The 16940-nt window shown below is 72.3% G+C and carries 12 protein-coding genes; 11 read left to right on the top strand and 1 reads right to left on the bottom strand.

Annotated features, from left to right (window positions below; genetic code table 11):
- Positions 1–301 precede the first annotated feature (301 nt).
- Positions 302–1726, top strand: a complete 1425-nt coding sequence (locus tag AC3WXD_RS19065; protein ID WP_492324431.1) for an aminotransferase-like domain-containing protein — start codon at positions 302–304, stop codon at positions 1724–1726.
- Here the strand turns inward: AC3WXD_RS19065 and AC3WXD_RS19060 are convergent.
- Positions 1723–3273: a glycine betaine ABC transporter substrate-binding protein gene (locus AC3WXD_RS19060; protein WP_492324430.1), complete on the bottom strand. Its 1551-nt coding sequence runs from the start codon at positions 3271–3273 to the stop codon at positions 1723–1725. The genes AC3WXD_RS19065 and AC3WXD_RS19060 overlap by 4 nt on opposite strands.
- Positions 3274–3466: 193 nt before the next feature.
- On the opposite strand from AC3WXD_RS19060, the gene AC3WXD_RS19055 reads away from it, so the two are divergent.
- The 10 genes from AC3WXD_RS19055 (at position 3467) to AC3WXD_RS19010 (ending at position 16930) form a co-directional block, all read left to right on the top strand.
- Complete coding sequence (locus AC3WXD_RS19055) at positions 3467–4501, top strand: LysR family transcriptional regulator (protein WP_059412722.1); 1035 nt, start codon at positions 3467–3469, stop codon at positions 4499–4501.
- Positions 4498–5955 carry an FAD-dependent oxidoreductase gene (locus tag AC3WXD_RS19050; RefSeq protein ID WP_492324429.1) on the top strand — a complete coding sequence of 486 codons (1458 nt, stop codon included), beginning with the start codon at positions 4498–4500 and terminating at the stop codon, positions 5953–5955. Before AC3WXD_RS19055 ends, AC3WXD_RS19050 begins: the two co-directional genes overlap by 4 nt.
- A 44-nt stretch (positions 5956–5999) precedes the next feature.
- Complete coding sequence (locus tag AC3WXD_RS19045) at positions 6000–7166, top strand: CMD domain protein (protein ID WP_492324428.1); 1167 nt, start codon at positions 6000–6002, stop codon at positions 7164–7166.
- 264 nt (positions 7167–7430) lie between these two features.
- Positions 7431–9203 (top strand): ABC transporter ATP-binding protein, encoded by a 1773-nt coding sequence (locus tag AC3WXD_RS19040; protein WP_492324427.1) that lies wholly within the window; start codon positions 7431–7433, stop codon positions 9201–9203.
- A gap of 118 nt (positions 9204–9321) precedes the next feature.
- Positions 9322–11022: an ABC transporter substrate-binding protein gene (locus tag AC3WXD_RS19035; protein WP_454731612.1), complete on the top strand. Its 1701-nt coding sequence runs from the start codon at positions 9322–9324 to the stop codon at positions 11020–11022.
- A 13-nt stretch (positions 11023–11035) separates the two neighbouring features.
- Positions 11036–12067 (top strand): ABC transporter permease, encoded by a 1032-nt coding sequence (locus tag AC3WXD_RS19030; protein WP_492324426.1) that lies wholly within the window; start codon positions 11036–11038, stop codon positions 12065–12067.
- Positions 12064–12894, top strand: a complete 831-nt coding sequence (locus AC3WXD_RS19025; RefSeq protein ID WP_059412726.1) for an ABC transporter permease — start codon at positions 12064–12066, stop codon at positions 12892–12894. Before AC3WXD_RS19030 ends, AC3WXD_RS19025 begins: the two co-directional genes overlap by 4 nt.
- A 139-nt stretch (positions 12895–13033) precedes the next feature.
- Complete coding sequence (locus AC3WXD_RS19020; RefSeq protein ID WP_454731613.1) at positions 13034–14305, top strand: SfnB family sulfur acquisition oxidoreductase; 1272 nt, start codon at positions 13034–13036, stop codon at positions 14303–14305.
- Position 14306: 1 nt separating this feature from the next.
- Complete coding sequence (locus AC3WXD_RS19015; RefSeq protein WP_059412728.1) at positions 14307–15569, top strand: SfnB family sulfur acquisition oxidoreductase; 1263 nt, start codon at positions 14307–14309, stop codon at positions 15567–15569.
- Complete coding sequence (locus AC3WXD_RS19010) at positions 15569–16930, top strand: LLM class flavin-dependent oxidoreductase (protein WP_492324425.1); 1362 nt, start codon at positions 15569–15571, stop codon at positions 16928–16930. Before AC3WXD_RS19015 ends, AC3WXD_RS19010 begins: the two co-directional genes overlap by 1 nt.
- Positions 16931–16940: the final 10 nt, after the last annotated feature.

Genomic DNA, 16940 nt, shown 5'->3' with positions numbered 1-16940 from the left:
CCTCCCCCCCCCCCCCCCCCCCCCCCGGCCAGCAGCAGGATGGCGCCGAGAGCACGGCGCAGGCAGCCGGACCAGCGGCGGGCAAAACCATCGGCAGCGGCAGGCCGCCCGGGGGATAGGCTCAGGTCGTCGCTCATGTCGTCGTTTTCTTGTTGTCGGTGCCGCCGGGGAGGAGCGGAAGCCAAGCCTCTGCGGGCCAGTAGCGATTATCGCCGCAGCCGGCAAGCAATAACAGCATCAGATCGGCGATAATTTTGCGTATCAGTTCGATTGCCGGTCCGCGCGCCCGGCCCGCCCGCCCATGAAACGCTACGAAGAACTGGCGGAAACGCTGGCCAGGGACATCCGCAACGGCAGCCTGCCGCCCGGCACCAAGATGCCGTCCATCCGCAAGACCGTGGCGCAGTACAGCGTGAGTCCCGCCACCGCGTTCCAGGCCTACTACCGGCTGGAAGAGCGCGGGCTGGTGCGCGCGCGCGAGCGCTCGGGCTACTACGTGACCGGGCCGGTCGGGCGCACGCTGCCGCTGCCCCAGCCGGTGGTGCGGCGCACCCAGCAGGTCTCCACCGACGTCGACATCTCCAAGCTGGTCTTCTCGGTGCTGGACGCCGCGCGCGACCCGCGGCTGATCCAGCTCGGCTCGGCCTTCCCTTCTCCGGAGCTGTTCCCGTGGGAGCGGCTGGGCAAGTCGCTGGCGCGCGCGGGCCGCGAGCTCGATCCGTGGTATTCGGTCAGCGACATGGCGGCCGGGCACCTCGCGCTGCGCCAGCAGATCGGGCTGCGCTACCTCGGCGCGGGCGCGCCGCAGCCCACCGAAGAGATCATCGTCACCAGCGGCGCGCTGGAGGCGCTCAACCTGTGCCTGATGGCCGTGACCGAGCCCGGCGACGTGGTGGCGATCGAGTCGCCGGGCTTCTACGCCTCGCTGCAGGCGCTCGAGCGCCTGCGCCTGCGCGCGGTGGAGATCCCGGTGGATTCGCGCGAGGGCATCGACCTCGACGCGCTGAAAAGCGCGCTCGAACGCCACCCGATCAAGGCCTGCTGGTTCATGACGCAGTTCCAGAATCCGCTCGGCGCCAGCATGCCGGAGGCGCGCAAGCAGGCGCTGGTGGAGCTGCTGGCGCGCCACCGCGTGCCGCTGATCGAGGACGACGTGTATGGCGAGCTGTATTTCGGCAACCGCTGCCCCCTGCCCGCCAAGGCCTTCGACCAGGAAGGGCTGGTGATGCATTGCAGCTCGTTTTCCAAGACGCTGGCGCCGGGCTTCCGCGTGGGCTGGGTGGCGCCGGGCCGCTTCGGCGACGCCATCCAGCGGCTGCGCCTGATGACCACGCTGTCGGCCGGCGTGCCGACCCAGGTGGCGCTGGCCGAATACCTGCAGCACGGCGGCTACGACAAGCACCTGCGGCGCCTGCGCCATGTGCTGGAGATGCAGCAGGGCCAGCTGATCGCGGCCATCGGCCGGCATTTCCCGGACTCGGTGCGGGTCTCGCAGCCGGACGGCGGTTATTTCCTGTGGGTGGAGTTTCCCGAGGGCTTCGACGCGCTGGCGCTGCACCGCGCGGCGCTGGAGCACGGCATCGGCATCGCGCCCGGGCCGATCTTCTCCGCGCGGCAGGGCTACCGCAACTGCATCCGCCTGAACTATGGCCACCTGTGGAGCGAGGCCGTGGAAAACGCGGTGGTGACGCTCGGCGCGCTGGCCAAGGCGCAGTTGTCGCGCTAGCCGGCGCGGCCGTGCCGCCCGAGGTAGTGCTCGGCCAGCGCGAAGCCGCCCTGCGCCACCAGCGCCAGCGCGGCGGCGGGGATCGCGCCGCCCATCAGCAGGCGGTCGTCGTTCAGGGCCAGCCCCATGACGATGCGCTCGCCGTAGCCGCCCGCGCCGACGAAGGCGGCGATGGTGGCGGTGCCCACGCTGATGATGGTGGCGGTCTTGATGCCGGCCAGCAGCACCGGCATGGCCAGCGGCAGCTCGACCAGGCGCAGCACCTGCGCGGGCCGGAAACCCAGCGCGCGCGCCGCGTCGCGCATGCCGGCCGGCACCTGCCGCAGGCCGGTCAGCGTGTTGCCGACGATGGGCAGCAGCGCGTAGAGGAACAGCGCCACCAGCGCCGGCCACACGCCGATGCGCCCCAGCAGCGGGATCAGCATCGCCAGCAGCGCCAGCGACGGCACCGTCTGCAGCACGCTTACCGTGGCCAGCAGCACCGGTCCCAGGCGCCGCCGCCGCGCTGCCAGGATGCCCGCCGGCACGCCCAGCAGGGTGGCCGCGCCGACCGCGCCCAGCACCAGCCCCAGGTGGCGCCAGGTCAGGCGCAGCGTGTCGCGGCTGAACAGGATGCCGGCCAGCCCGGCGCGCGCGCCCCGCTCCGCCGACACCACCCCGCCGATGCCGCGCGCGAGGAAATTGCGCGCCACCGTGGCGAACGAATCGCCATCCAGCTCGGCGGCCGCGTTCATCGCCACCATGTCCGCCGTGCTGATCCTGCCGGCCAGCCCGGCCAGCGCCTGCCACGCGGCGGGAAAGCGCCGCGGCACGTCGCGCCGGTAGAGCACCACGGCTTCGTAGCCGGGGAAGTAATGGCGGTCGTCGGCCAGCACGCGCAGGCCGTATTTGCGGATCTTGGCGTCGGTGGAATAGATGTCGATCACGTCGACCTGCCCGCTGGCCAGCGCTTCGTAGGCCACGCCGTGGTCCAGCCCGGTCGGGCGCTGCGGCAGATGGTAGCTGCGCGCCAGCCCGGGCCAGCCGTCGGCGCGCCCGAGGAATTCCTGCGACAGCCCCAGGTGCAGCGCCGGGTGCGCGGCCAGGTCGTCCAGCGTGGCGATGTGGAGCTGGCTCGCCCGGGCGGCGCTCATGGCCAGCGCGTAGGTGTCGTCGAAGCCGAGCCGGATGCCCGCGGCCAGCCCCAGCGGCGCCAGCGCCTGGTTGATCTGTTCCAGGCTGGCGCCGGGCGGCAGCTTGAGGATCTCGGCGGCGATGGTGCCGGTGTAGTCCGGGTAGAGGTCGATGCTGCCGGACTTGAGCGCCTCGAACACGATGGCCGTGTTGCCCAGGCCCGGCGTGTTCTGCACGCTGGCGTGCGGAGCCGCGGTCAGCGTCAGGATCTCGCCGAGGATGTAGGACTCGGTGAAGCGCTTGGAGCCGATGCGCAGGGTGTCGGCCTGCGCCGGCGCGGCCAGCCACGCCAGCGCCCAGCACAGGGCCAGCGCCAGCCAGGGGCGCGATGGATGGAATGGGCCTGCGCGGGCGCTGCGTGGTGCCTGTGTCAACGGGACTGTCCTGAGCGGCGCCGCGCGGGGGTTGGCGCCTGTGCCTTGCATGATACGTGCTGGCCCCGGCGCCTGCCGGTTCCATGCGGCGTGGCATGATGGAATGCAAAAATAGTATTTGCAATCAGAATACTGGATGGCAGAGAATTCCAGAATCGCATACATCGGCAGGCCACGCCCACCGCCTCGCAGCATGGAAATCCGGCAACTCGAAGCCTTCGCGGCAGTCGTCACCAGCGGCAGCGTCACCGCCGCGGGCCGCCTGCTGGGCCGCTCGCAGCCCGTCATCACGCGGCTGATCCAGGAACTGGAGGCGGAGATCGGCTTCGCGCTGTTCGTGCGCAGCGGCCCGCGCGTGACGCCGACCGAGCGCGGCTTCCTGCTGTACGAGGAGGTGGAGCACGCGCTGGTGGGCCTCAAGCAGATCCGCGCGCGCGCCGACGAGATCGCGCGCGACGAACACCGCCCGCTCCATATCGCCGCCACCCCGGCGCTGGCGGCCGGGCTGCTGCCGCTGGCGCTGGCCGGGCGCCAGCCGGACCATGCGCGCGACCGCGAGGACAGCGCAGGCAGCGAGCGCGGCGTGGCCGGCCAGTCCAGCCAGATCCATATCGACAGCCTGTTTCCCGAGAAGGTGGTGCACGCGGTGCTGACCGGCGCCGCCGAGATCGGCGTGACCAGCCTGCCGCTGGAGCATCCCGGCGTGACCGTGCACTGGATCGGGCAGGCCGCCTGCGTGGCCGCGGTGCGCGCCGACGACCCGCTCGCCGCGCTCGCCACCATCCCGCTGGCGGCATGCAGCGGCCGGCGCATCGTCACCATGCACAACCCCTACCGGCTGCGCCGCCGCCTCGACGAGGGCCTGGCCCGCGCGGGCGTGAAGCCGGCCGCGCTGATCAATACCAACTCGTCGTTCAACGCGCTGACCTCGGTACGCGCGGGCCTCGGCATCGCCGTGCTGGAGCCGGTGACGGCGCGCGGCGTGCCGCTGGCCGACATCGTGGTGCGCCCGATCGACGCCGACATCCCGTTCTATTTCGGCGTGATCACGCCGCAAGGCCGCCCCGCCAGCACGGCAGTGCTGGCGCTGATCGACGCGCTGGCCGCCGCGGCGCGCGCGCTATTGCCCGACTTCACCCAGCGCGGCCCCGCGCAGCACGGCGCGCTGCTGCAGGCGCTCTACGGCGCCGCCGGCATGCCGGACGACACAGAGACCGACCCATCATGACCCTGACCACACTCCCCGCCGCCGGCGCCAAAGGCCTGGCCGCGCTCGAAGCCCGCCTGCGCCAGGACCTGGCCTGGCTGGAACTGCCCGCCAGGCCCTGGAGCCCGCCGCGCACGCACGAGGGCCAGCCGGTGCTGGACGTCGCCGTGATCGGCGGCGGCATGGCCGGCATGGCCGCCGCCGCCACGCTCGGGCACCTCGGCCTCGGCGCGCGCATCTTCGACCGTTCTCCCGAGGGCTTCGAAGGCCCGTGGGCCACCACCGCGCGCATGGAGACGCTGCGCTCGCCCAAGCAGCTCACCGGCCCCGCGCTCGGCCTGCCCGCGCTGACCTTCCGCGCGTGGTTCGAGGCGCAGTCCGGCGCGGCGGCGTGGGAGGCGCTCGACAAGATCCCGCGCCTGCAATGGATGGACTACCTGCGCTGGTACCGCCGCGTGCTGGGCCTCGACATCCGCAACGGGCACGACGTGACGCGCGTGCTGCCGCGCGCCGACGGGCTGGTGGCGCTGGAACTGCGCACGCCCGCCGGCGCGCGCACCGTGCTGGCGCGCCGCGTGGTGCTGGCCACCGGCCGCGACGGCCTCGGCGGCGCCTACGTGCCGCCGTTCGCGCAGGCGCTGCCGCGCGCGGCGTGGGCGCATTCGAGCGACGCCTTCGACTACGGCACGCTGCGCGGCAAGCGCGTGGGCGTGATCGGCGCCGGCGCCTCCGCGATGGACAGCGCGGCCACCGCGCTGGAAGCGGGCGCGGCCGGCGTGGACCTGCTGATCCGCCGCGCCGACATCCCGCGCGTCAACAAGAGCAAGGGCGCCGGCAGCCCGGGCTTCACGCACGGCTACGCCGGTCTGCCCGACGCCTGGAAATGGCGCATCCGCCATTACATCAACGAGCAGCAGGTGCCGCCGCCGCGCGGCAGCACGCTGCGCGTGTCGCGCCACGAGAACGCGCGCTTCCACCTCGGCTGCGCCATCGAGCGCGTCGAGCCGGCCGGCGATGCCGTGCGCGTGCACACCACCAGGGGCACGTTCGAGCTGGACTTCCTGGTGTTCTCCACGGGCTTTCGCATCGCGCTCGACACGCGCGCCGAGTTCGCCGCGTTCGCGCCGCACATCCGCTACTGGCGCGACCGCTACGCGCCGCGCGCGGGACAGGAAGACCAGGAACTGTCGGACTCGCCGGACCTCGGCCCCGCCTTCGAATTCCTGGAGGCCACGCCGGGCGCCTGCCCGGGCCTGTCGCGCATCCACTGCTTCAACTACCCGGCGGCGCTCACGCACGGCACCGTGTCGGGCGACATCCCGGCCATCAGCGACGGCGCCCGGCGGCTCGGCCAGGGCATCGCCGCGCTGTTCTACCAGGAAGACATCGAGACCCACTTCGCCAACCTCGAAGCCTATGCCGAGCCCGAGGTGTTCGGCGACGAATGGGTGCCCGCGCCGCCGCCATCCGCGTGATCCCGCCGATTTCCGAGTCAACCGTACCGAGAGCAAGACAAGCCATGACCCAAGCCAACCCCCACGCCGACGTGGCCGACCAGGTAGCCGGCCTGGTGCCCGGCTCCGCCACGCATGCGCTGCGCCACCAGCGCGACAAGGTGGCCGCGGCCACCCAGGGCAGCTACGACGCCTTGTTCGATCCCGCCCTGCCCGGCCTGCCGCTCGCCGAGCGCCTGCTGGTGGCGCTCTACGCCGCGCGCCTCGCGCCGTCGCCCGAACTGGCCGCGCACTACCGCCAGCGGCTGGTGGCCGCGGGCGCCGACGCCGCGCGGATCGAAGTGGCCGAACGCGGCGACCCCGCCACGCTGGCCGACGCGCGCCTGCGCGCCATGCTGGACTTCACCCGCGCGCTGATCGAAAAGCCGGTGGACGGCGACGAAGCGGCGCTCAGGACGCTGCCCGCCGCGGGCCTGTCCACGCCGGACGTGGTGACGCTGGCGCAACTGATCGCCTTCCTGTCCTATCAGGTGCGGCTGGTGGCCGGCCTCAAGGCGCTGAACGCACCCGCCGCGCCGGCTGGGGGCGGGGAACCCACCCTGCCCGCTCCCGCCAAGGTAGCCGACACGGTGCTGACCAAAGCGCCGATCCGGTCCCACGGCTTCACCAACGAAGTGCTCGACTGGAAAGCGTGGCTCGACGTGGTTCAGCTGGACCACGCCACGCCCGAGCAGATCACGGTGCTGGAGGAAAGCCATCCCAAGGCCAAGGTGTCCGACTACTACCTGTTCCTGGTGCACCAGCCCGAGATCCTGCGCCAGCGCTCCGCCGCGTTCAACGCCATCATGTACGCGCCCGGCGGCATGGCGCGCGCCGAGCGCGAGCTGGCCAGCACGGTGGTGTCGCGCGTCAACGGCTGCGTGTACTGCGCCTCGGTCCATGCGCAGCGCTTCGAGCAACTGGCCAGGCGCAACGATGTGATCGTCCAGGTCTTCGCCGACCCGCGCGGCGCCGGCACCACCGCGCGCGAGCAGGCCATCGCGCAGTTCTCGATCGCGCTCACCGAGCGGCCCGACGCGATCGGCCCGGGCAGCCTGCGCGCGCTGCGCGCGGCCGGCGTGAACGATGCCGAACTGCTCGACCTGATCCACGCGATCGCCATCTTCGCGTGGGCCAACCGCCTGATGCTGAACCTGGGCGAGCCGGTGTTCCCGGCGCAGCAGGCCGCATGAGGATGGCCGGCCCGCGCCGCGCGCGGGCCGGTATCGCGCGGCGCTGCCCGCTGGCCAACAGTGCCCGCGCAAACTGTGCGCGGGCCAGCAGGCGCCGGCATGCGCCGCGGCGCACCCGCGGGTCCTCTGCCTCCCTCCAGTCCCGCCGCCAGTCCCGCCACGCCGCGCTGGCACGGCGCGCCGCCGGGCACCAACGCATATCCGAGTAAGCATCTTCGCAAATATTCGTGGGAAGACCGCGGGGTGCCATGCTGCAATGCACGGATGGTTTTCCCTGTCCAGACTCCCCGATCCGAGGCCCTCCCGGCCGCCAGCCTGACCGCGCCGCTGCTTGCCGTGCGCGGGCTCGACGTGCATTTTCCCGGCAAGCATGCCGTGCAGGCGCTCGACCTGCAGATCGCCGCCGGCGAGATGCTGGCGCTGGTGGGCGAGTCCGGCTGCGGCAAGTCGAGCGCCGCGCTGGCGCTGATGGGCCTGCTGCCCGCTTATGCGCGCAGCACCGGCAGCGTGCGCCTGGACGGCCGCGAGCTGATCGGCCTGGGCGAGCGCGCGCTGAGCGCCGAGCGCGGGCGCAGCGTGTCGATGATCTTCCAGGAGCCGATGACCTCGCTGAACCCGGTGCTCAGCGTGGGCCGGCAGGTCGCCGAGGCCATCACGCTGCACCAGCCGCTGTCGCGCCGCGCCGCGCGCGAGCGCGCCATCGAGCTGCTCGAACTGGTGCGCCTGCCCGAGCCCGCGCGCCGCTTCGACGCCTATCCGCACGAGTTCTCCGGCGGGCAGCGCCAGCGCATCATGATCGCGATGGCGGTGGCGTGCAGGCCGCGCCTGCTGATCGCCGACGAGCCCACCACCGCGCTCGACGTGACCATCCAGGCGCAGATCCTGGCGCTGATCGACGGCCTGCGCCGCGAGCTCGGCATGGCGGTGCTGCTGATCACGCACGACCTCGGCGTGGTGGCGGATTATGCCGACCGCGTGGCGGTCATGCACGGCGGGCGCAAGCTGGAGGAAGGCGCCACCGCGGACGTGTTCGCCGCGCCGGCCCATGCCTACACGCGCGGCCTGCTCGGCGCCTCGCTGCACGTCGCCAACGGCCTGCACTACAGCCGCGACCGGCTGGCCGAGATCCGCGCCGGCGCCGACGGCGCCGATGGCGACTTCCGGCTGGTGACGCCGCCCGCCGCGCCGCGCGCCGCGGCGCACATCCCCGCCGCCGGCGCCGCGCCGCTGCTGTCGGTGCGGGACCTGACCCTGACCTACCCCGGCGCGGACCACCAGCGCGTGCGCGCGGTGGACGGCCTGTCGCTCGACATCGCCGCCGGCGAGACGCTCGGGCTGGTGGGCGAGTCGGGCTGCGGCAAGTCCAGCCTGTCGCGCGCCATCGTGCGCCTCGCGCAGGCCGATGCCGGGCGCGTGCTGTTCGCCGGCCAGGACCTGCTGGCGCTGGCGCCGTCCGCGCTGCTGCCGTGGCGCCGCCGCGTGCAGATGGTGTTCCAGGATCCCTACGGCTCGCTCAATCCGCGCCAGCGCGTGGAAGACATTCTCGGCCACGCGCTGGCCATCCACGGCGTGCGCGAGCGCGCCGAGCGCGCGTGCCGCATCGCCGCCATCCTCGACGACGTGGGCCTGGGCCGCGCCGCGGCCGGGCGCTATCCGCACGAATTCTCGGGCGGGCAGCGCCAGCGCATCGCCATCGCGCGCGCGCTGGTGCTGCGCCCGGAACTGGTGATCTGCGACGAGCCGGTGTCGGCGCTGGACGTGTCGGTCCAGGCCCAGATCCTGAACCTGCTGGCCGACCTCAAGGCCGAGCACGGCCTGACCTACCTGTTCATCTCGCACGACCTGTCGGTGGTGCGCTATATCGCCGACCGCATGTGCGTGATGCAGGCCGGGCGCATCGTCGAGACCGGCACGCCCGAGTCGCTCTGGCACAACCCGCGCCACCCGTACACGCGCTCGCTGCTGGCCGCCGTGCCAGGCACCGCGCCGCCGGACCGCGACGAGGCCACGGCGGCGCCGCTGGCGCTGGCCGGCTGACGCCGCTCCGTCCGTCTCCACCCGCTGCGCCGCGAGATCGCCGCCTTCGTTCTTCCGTCCTGCTGTCTTCGTTCCTTCGCCTCTCTCAACCTTCGCCATCCGGCCACACAGACGCCCCATGACCGCACCCGACCATCCCTTCGCCGCTCCGACCTCCGCTGCCGACGCAGCTTCCGCCGATCTCCCGAGCCCGCAGCGCCGTCAGTGGCTGGGCGCCGGCGGCGCGCTGCTGGCGGGCGGCCTGTTCGGCGGCCTGCTGCCCGAGGCGCGGGCGCTCAACAAGGCCCTGCCGAATACCGAGCAAGGCGCGCAGCGCGGCGGCGCGCTCGATGCCGTGGTGCACCCCGAGCCGCCCACGCTGGCGTTCTTCATCAATACCTCGACCCCGGGCCGCACCGTGGTCAGCAAGATCTTCGACGGCCTGCTCGACTACGGCCCCGACCTCAAGCCGCGCCCGCAGCTGGCCGAGAGCGTGGACGTCTCGCCCGACGGCCTGACCGTGCGCATCAAGCTGCGCCGCAACGCGCTGTGGCACGACGGCAAGCCCTTCACCGCGGCCGACGTCAAGTTCTCCGCCGAACAGATCTGGCCCAAGTACGCGCCGACCGCGCGGCGCGTGTTCCAGCACCTGCGCAAGGTGGATACGCCCGACAACTACACGGTGGTGCTCACGCTGGCCAAGCCCACGCCGGTGATCCTCAACGCGCTCGACGTGGTGGCCGCGCCGGTGCTGCCGCGCCACCTGTACGAGAACACCGACATCCCCAACAACCCGTACAACAACAAGCCGGTCGGCACCGGCCCGTTCGTGTTCAAGGAGTGGGTGCGCGGCCAGCACATCGCGCTGGAGCGCTTCGACAAATACTGGGCGCCGGGCCTGCCCTACCTCGACAAGCTCACCTTCAAGATCATCCCCGACGTGGCCGGCCGCGCCACCGCGCTGGAGACCGGCGCGGTGCAGTACGGCGAGCGCAACCCGGTGACGTTCGCCGACGCCGACCGCCTGGCCAAGTCGCCCGACCTGGTGGTCAGCACCGAGGGCTACAACGGCTTCGCCGGCTGGCTGTGGCTGATCCCCAACCTGCGCGACCCGATCATCGGCAAGCTCAAGGTGCGCCAGGCCATCCTCCACGCGATCAACGTCCAGACGCTGGTCAAGACCGTGTGGGGCGGCTACGCGGTGCCCGCCACCGGGCCAGTGTCGTCGCTGCTCAAGACCTTCTACACGCGCGACACCCAACAATACCCGTACGACCGCAAGAAGGCCGAGGCCCTGCTCGACGAAGCCGGCTTCCCGCGCAAGGCCGACGGCTGGCGCTTCAAGCTCGACCACGACTACATCCCGTTCGGCGACGACTACCGCCGCACCGGCGAGTTCATCCGCCAGTCGCTGCGCGCGGTGGGCATCGACGTGAACCTGCGCGGACAGGACCTGCCCACCTGGACCAAGAACGTGTTCACCGACTACAACTTCCAGCTGGTCAGCTCGTGGGGCCTGAACTGGCAGGACCCGCAGATCGGCGTGGAGCAGCACTACTGGTCCAAGGCCGAGGCCAAGGGCACGCCGTGGCAGAACGCCTCCGGCTACGCCAGCCCGGAGGCGGACCGCCTGCTCGAGGCGGCCCAGGTGGAACCGGACCCGGCGCGCCGCGTGCGGCTCTACCAGGACTTCCAGAAGCTGGCGCAGCAGGACCTGGCGCTGCTCAACCTGTTCGAGTTCCGCTGGTTCGGCGTGTGGGACAAGCGCCTGCGCAACGTCACCGATACCTTCGACCACAGCCAGAGCAATTTCGCCCGGGTCTGGCTGGCCGCCAAGTAACCGCGAGGACGCCGTGCGCATAGCCAGATCCCTGCTCAGGTCGCTGCTGCGGCGGCTGCTGCAACTGCTGGGCGTGGTGTTCGCCACCGCCGTGCTCGACTTCGCCCTGCTCAAGGCGCTGCCGGGCGACCTGGTCGACGTGATCGCCAGCGAGAGCGGCAGCGTGCCGCCCCAGTACGTGGCGCAGCTGCGCCAGCTCTACGGGCTGGACCGCAGCCTGCCGGAACAGCTGCTGGGCTACCTGGGCCGTATCGCGCAGGGCGACCTGGGCTATTCGTTCCGCTTCGGCGAGCCGGTGCTCAACCTGCTGCTGGACCGGCTCGGCCCCACGCTGGCGCTGGTCGGCGCGGCGCTGCTGCTGTCCACCGTGGCCGGCGTGCTGCTCGGCGTGGCCGCGGCGCGGCGCCCGCACGGGCTGACCGACACGGTGCTGTCGGCGCTGGCCACGGTGGGCTATTCGGCGCCGATGTTCTGGACCTCGCTGATGCTGATCGTGCTGTTCGGCGTGCAGCTCGAATGGCTGCCGGTGGGCGGCCTGCGCGAGGTCAACGCCGGCTACCACGGCGCGCGCCTGTGGCTGGACTACCTGCGGCACCTGGCGCTGCCGGTGCTGACGCTGGCGATCTACTACGTGGCGGTGTACGCGCGGCTGGCGCGCGCGGCCATGATCGAGACGCTGACCGAGGACTACATCCGCACCGCCCGCGCCAAGGGCGCGCGCGAGCACCAGGTGATCTTCCGCCATGCGCTGCGCAACGCGCTGCTGCCGGTGGTCACGATGCTGGGCGTGCAGAGCAGCGCGCTGCTGGGCGGCTCGATCGTGGTGGAAACCGTGTTCGCCTGGCCGGGCCTCGGGCAGTTGTCGTTCGAGGCCATCAAGAGCCGCGACATCCCGGTGCTGCTGGCCGTGCTGATCTGCAGCGGCGTGCTGGTGGTGCTGGCCAACCTGCTGGTGGACCTGGCGCAGGCCGCGCTCGATCCGCGCGTGCGCCGCACCGCGCAGCCGCCGCGCCAGCCTTCGGCCGCCACCGGGAGCGCCGCATGAAACGCTGGTACCTGCAACCCTCGATCTGGCTCGGCGCCGCCGTGCTGCTGGTGGTGGCCGCGGCCGCCGCGCTGGCCGGCGTGCTGTTCCCCGACGACCCGCTCGACATGGTGGGCGCGCCCTACACCTGGCCCGGCGCCGATCCGGCCACGCCGCTCGGCACCGACCTGATGGGCCGCGACCTGCTGGCCGGCCTCGCCCACGGCGCGCGCGTGTCGCTGCTGGTGGGCGTGTCGTCGGCGCTGGTGGCGCTGGCCATCGGCGTCGCGGTGGGCGCCGCGGCCGGCTTCTACCGCGGCCGCACCGACGCGGTGCTGAGCCGCATCACCGAGTTCTTCCAGACCATCCCGGCGTTCCTGCTGGCCATCATCCTGGTGGCGGTGCTCAAGCCCACGCTGGGCACCATCGTGTTCGCGCTCGGCGTGACCTCGTGGACCAGCGTGGCGCGGCTGGTGCGCGCGGAGTTCCTGTCGCTGCGCGAGCGCGAATACGTGCGCGCCGCGGTGGCGGTGGGCGCCAGCGACGCGCACCTGATCTTGCGCGAGATCCTGCCCAACGCCTGGACCCCGATCATCGTCTCCACCGGCCTGCTGGTGGCCAACGCCATCCTGTCCGAGGCCGGGCTGGCCTTCCTCGGCCTGGGCGACCCCAACGTGGTGAGCTGGGGCTCGATGATCGGCCTCGGCCGCGACGCGCTGCGCACCGGCTGGTACATGACCGCCATCCCCGGGCTGGCGGTGGTGCTGACGGTGCTCGCGCTCAACCTGCTCAGCGACGGCCTACAAGCGGCGCTCAATCCGCGCCTGCGCCGCGTGCGCGCCGCCTAGATGTCGTTTCAAAAAGATCCTGGCGTCGTTGCGCGGCCTTGCCGTACCACTTGTACTGTCTGCGGCCGCGCGCCTAGCCAGGACCGCTTCGCTTCATTTTGAAACAACACCTTAACCCCGGCCATCTTCCCCGACTGCCATGACCACACTGTCCGATTTTCCCGCCACCGCCCTGCCGGCCGCGCCGGCGCACCTGCCCGACCCGGCCGACGTGCGGCGCATCGCCGACGACGCGCAGGCCCTGCAGGCCGCGCGCGACCTTGCCGCCCGCTTCGCCGAGGGCGCGTCCGAGCGCGACCGCACGCGCCGCCTGCCGTGGGCGGAGCTGGACCAGTGGTCCGCGAGCGGCCTGGGCGGCATCACGGTGCCGCGCGCCTACGGCGGCGCCGAGGTGTCCTACGCCACGCTGGCCGAGGTCTTCGTGATCCTGTGCGCGGCCGACCCGGCGCTGGGCCAGATCCCGCAGAACCATTTCGGCCTGCTGGGCGTGCTGCGCGAAGCCGGCTCCGAGGCGCAGAAGCGCCGCTTCTACAGCGAGGTGCTGTCCGGCGCGCGGCTCGGCAACGCCGGCCCGGAACGCCGCTCCGAGCACAGCCAGAACGTGCTGCAAGGCACCACCCGCCTGACCGAGACCGCGCAGGGCCTGCGCCTGAACGGGCACCGCTTTTATTCCACCGGCGCGCTGTTCGCGCACCGCGTGCCGGCGCGCGCGCTCGACGACCAGGGCCGCGCGGTGCAGGTATGGTCGCCGCGCGAGGCGCGCGGCCTGTCCATCGTCGACGACTGGTCCTCGTTCGGCCAGCGCACCACCGCCAGCGGCAGCGTGGTGTTCGACAACGTGCCGGTCTCGCCCGACGACGTGCTGCCGGTGTGGCAGCTGGCGGACCGCCCCGGCCTGTACGGCGCCACCTCGCAACTGATCCAGGCCGCCATCGACCAGGGCATCGCCGAGGCCGCGCTAGCCGACGCCATCGCCTTCGTGCGCCAGTACGCGCGTCCGTGGATCGACTCGGGCCTGGAGCACGCCACCGACGACCCGCACCTGATCGCCGACGTGGGCCGCGTGCAGATCGACGTGCACGCCGCGCGCGAGGTGCTGCTCGAAGCCGGCCGCGCGCTCGACGCCATCGCCGCCGCGGCCGCGCCGCGCGGGCTCGACGCCGAGGCCAGCGCGCGCGCCTCGGTGGCCGTGGCCGAGGCCAAGGTGCTGACCACCGAGGCGGCGCTGTCCGCCAGCGAAAAGCTGTTCGAGCTGGCCGGCTCTGCCGCCACGCGCGCGCGCCACAACCTCGACCGCCACTGGCGCAACGCGCGCACCCACACGCTGCACGACCCGGTGCGCTGGAAGACCCACCTGATCGGCAACTACTACCTCAATCACGTGCTGCCCGCGCGCCACTCCTGGAACTGACATGTCCCTGCTCCTTACCCCGGTTCCCGCCGACAACAGCCCCGCCAGCCGCCCCGCGCCCGCCGCGCCGCCGGCGCAGCCGCCCGCGCTGATCCGCGACGACGCCGACGCCATCGCCACCGCGCGCCGGCTGGCCGCGCAGTTCGCGCCCGGAGCCGCGCTGCGCGACCGCGAGCGCCGCCTGCCCTGGGCCGAGCTCGACGCCTTCAGCGCGAGCGGCCTGTGGGGCATCACGGTGCCGCGCGAGTTCGGCGGCGCCGGCGTGTCCACCGTGACGCTGGCCGAAGTGATCTCCACCATCGCCGCGGCGGACGGCTCGCTGGGCCAGATCCCGCAGAACCATTTCTACGCGCTGGAAGTGCTGCGCGTGGGCGGCAGCGAGGCGCAGAAACGCTTCTTCTACGCGCGCGCGCTGGCCGGCGAGCGCTTCGGCAACGCGCTGGCCGAGATCGGCCACAAGGACTTCAAGCGCCGCACCCGGCTCAGCCCGGACGGCGACGGCTGGCGCGTGGACGGCAAGAAGTTCTACTGCACCGGCGCGCTCTACGCGCACTGGATTCCCACGCTGGTGGTGGCCGAGCAGGACGGCCGCGAGGTCACGCTGCTGGCCATCGTGCCGCGCACCGCGCCCGGCGTGGCCATCGTCGACGACTGGGACGGCTTCGGCCAGCGCATCACCGGCAGCGGCTCGGTCACGTTCGACAACGTGCGCGTGGAGGCCGACTGGGTGGTGCCGTTCCTGGCCTCGTTCGAGCAGCCCACCACCATCGGCCCGGTGGCGCAGATCCTGCACGCGGCCATCGACCTCGGCGTCGGCCGCGGCGCGTTCGACGCCACGCTGCCGTTCGTGCGCGAGCAGTCGCGCCCGTGGCTCGACGCCGGCGTCGAGCGCGCGGCGGACGACCCGCTGACCATCCATGAAGTCGGCAACGTGGCGGTGCGCCTGCGCGCCGCGGCGGCGCTGGTGCGCCGCGCCGGGCGCATCGTCGACGCGGCCCAGGCCGCGCCCGACGAGCGCAGCGTGGCCGCGGCCTCGATCGCCGTGGCCGAGGCGCGCGCGCTCACCACCACCGCCTCGCTGCTGGCCGGCAGCAAGCTGTTCGAGCTGGCCGGCACCGGCGCCACGCTCGACGGCCTGGGCCTGGACCGCTTCTGGCGCAACGCGCGCACCCACACGCTGCACGACCCGGTGCGCTGGAAATACCACGCGGTCGGCAACTACTACCTCAACGACCGCCTTCCCACCCGGCACGGAGCCCTGTGATGGCACGCAAGCAAATCCTGCTCAACGCCTTCAACATGAACTGCGTGGGCCACATCAACCACGGCCTGTGGACGCACCCGCGCGACCGCTCCATCGACTACAACACCATCGAATACTGGACCGGCCAAGCGCGCACGCTCGAGCGCGGCCTGTTCGACGGCCTGTTCATCGCCGACATCGTGGGCGTCTACGACATCTACCAGGGCAACGTCGACGTGACCCTGCGCGAGTCGATCCAGCTGCCGGTCAACGACCCGCTGCTGCTGGTCTCGGCGATGGCCGCGGTGACGCGGCACCTGGGCTTCGGCGTGACCGTCAACCTGACCTACGAGCAGCCCTACCTGCTGGCGCGGCGCTTCTCCACGCTGGACCACCTTACGCGCGGGCGCGTGGGCTGGAACATCGTCACCGGCTACCTCGACAGCGCCGCGCGCGCGATGGGGCTGGACAACCAGATCGCCCACGACGAGCGCTACGACCGCGCCGACGAATACCTGGAGGTGCTCTACAAGTTGTGGGAAGGCAGCTGGGAAGACGGCGCGGTGCGGCGCGACAAGGCCGCGCGCGTGTTCGCCGACCCCGGCCGCGTGCACAAGGTGAACCACCAGGGCAAGTACTACAAGGTCGAGGGCTACCACCTCGCCGAGCCGTCGCCGCAGCGCACGCCAGTGCTGTTCCAGGCCGGCAGCTCGGGGCGTGGCCAGCGCTTCGCCGCGCGCCACGCCGAATGCGTGTTCATCTCGCCGCCCAGCAAGGAAGCCGCGCGCGAGACCGTGCGCGCGCTGCGCGAGCAACTGGTGGCGGCCGGGCGCCGCCCCGACGACATCAAGGTGTTCGCCGGCGCCGCCGTGGTGGCGGGCCGCACCAGTGCCGAGGCGCGCCAGAAGCATGCCGACTACAAGGACTACGCCAGCCGCGAGGCGGGCCTGGCCCACTTCGCCGCCAGCACTGGCGTGGACTTCGGCCGCTACGACCTCGACGCGCCGGTGGACTACAACGGCGGCAACGCCATCGAATCCGCCTCGCGCGCGGCCCAGCAGCACGGCTGGACGCGCCGGCGCCTGCTGGAGCTGTTCGAGCTGGGCGGGCGTTATCCGGCCATCGTCGGCGACGCGGCGCAGGTGGCCGACGAGCTGCAGTCGTGGATCGACGAGACCGGCATCGACGGCTTCAACCTGAGCCGCACCGTGGTGCCGGAAAGCTACGAGGATTTCGTCGAGCTGGTGGTGCCCGAGCTGCAGAACCGCGGCCTCTACAAGACCAGCTACGCCGAGGGCAGCCTGCGCGGCAAGCTGTTCGGCGAAGGCGACCGCCTGCCGGCGCGCCACGCGGCGGCACAGTTCCGCCACGCGGCCGATTGAACCACCCGAC

The sequence above is a fragment of the Cupriavidus sp. FW216-B1 genome (assembly GCF_058789195.1).
This window is presented reverse-complemented; position numbering and strand designations above follow the sequence as displayed.

Bases quoted from the DNA above. Each gene is read 5' to 3' on its own strand.
- AC3WXD_RS19065 (WP_492324431.1), top strand. From the start codon at position 302: ATGAAACGCTACGAAGAACTGGCGGAAACGCTGGCCAGGGACATCCGC.
- AC3WXD_RS19055 (WP_059412722.1), top strand. From the start codon at position 3,467: ATGGAAATCCGGCAACTCGAAGCCTTCGCGGCAGTCGTCACCAGCGGC.
- AC3WXD_RS19050 (WP_492324429.1), top strand. From the start codon at position 4,498: ATGACCCTGACCACACTCCCCGCCGCCGGCGCCAAAGGCCTGGCCGCG.
- AC3WXD_RS19045 (WP_492324428.1), top strand. From the start codon at position 6,000: ATGACCCAAGCCAACCCCCACGCCGACGTGGCCGACCAGGTAGCCGGC.
- AC3WXD_RS19040 (WP_492324427.1), top strand. From the start codon at position 7,431: ATGGTTTTCCCTGTCCAGACTCCCCGATCCGAGGCCCTCCCGGCCGCC.
- AC3WXD_RS19035 (WP_454731612.1), top strand. From the start codon at position 9,322: ATGACCGCACCCGACCATCCCTTCGCCGCTCCGACCTCCGCTGCCGAC.
- AC3WXD_RS19025 (WP_059412726.1), top strand. From the start codon at position 12,064: ATGAAACGCTGGTACCTGCAACCCTCGATCTGGCTCGGCGCCGCCGTG.
- AC3WXD_RS19020 (WP_454731613.1), top strand. From the start codon at position 13,034: ATGACCACACTGTCCGATTTTCCCGCCACCGCCCTGCCGGCCGCGCCG.
- AC3WXD_RS19015 (WP_059412728.1), top strand. From the start codon at position 14,307: ATGTCCCTGCTCCTTACCCCGGTTCCCGCCGACAACAGCCCCGCCAGC.
- AC3WXD_RS19010 (WP_492324425.1), top strand. From the start codon at position 15,569: ATGGCACGCAAGCAAATCCTGCTCAACGCCTTCAACATGAACTGCGTG.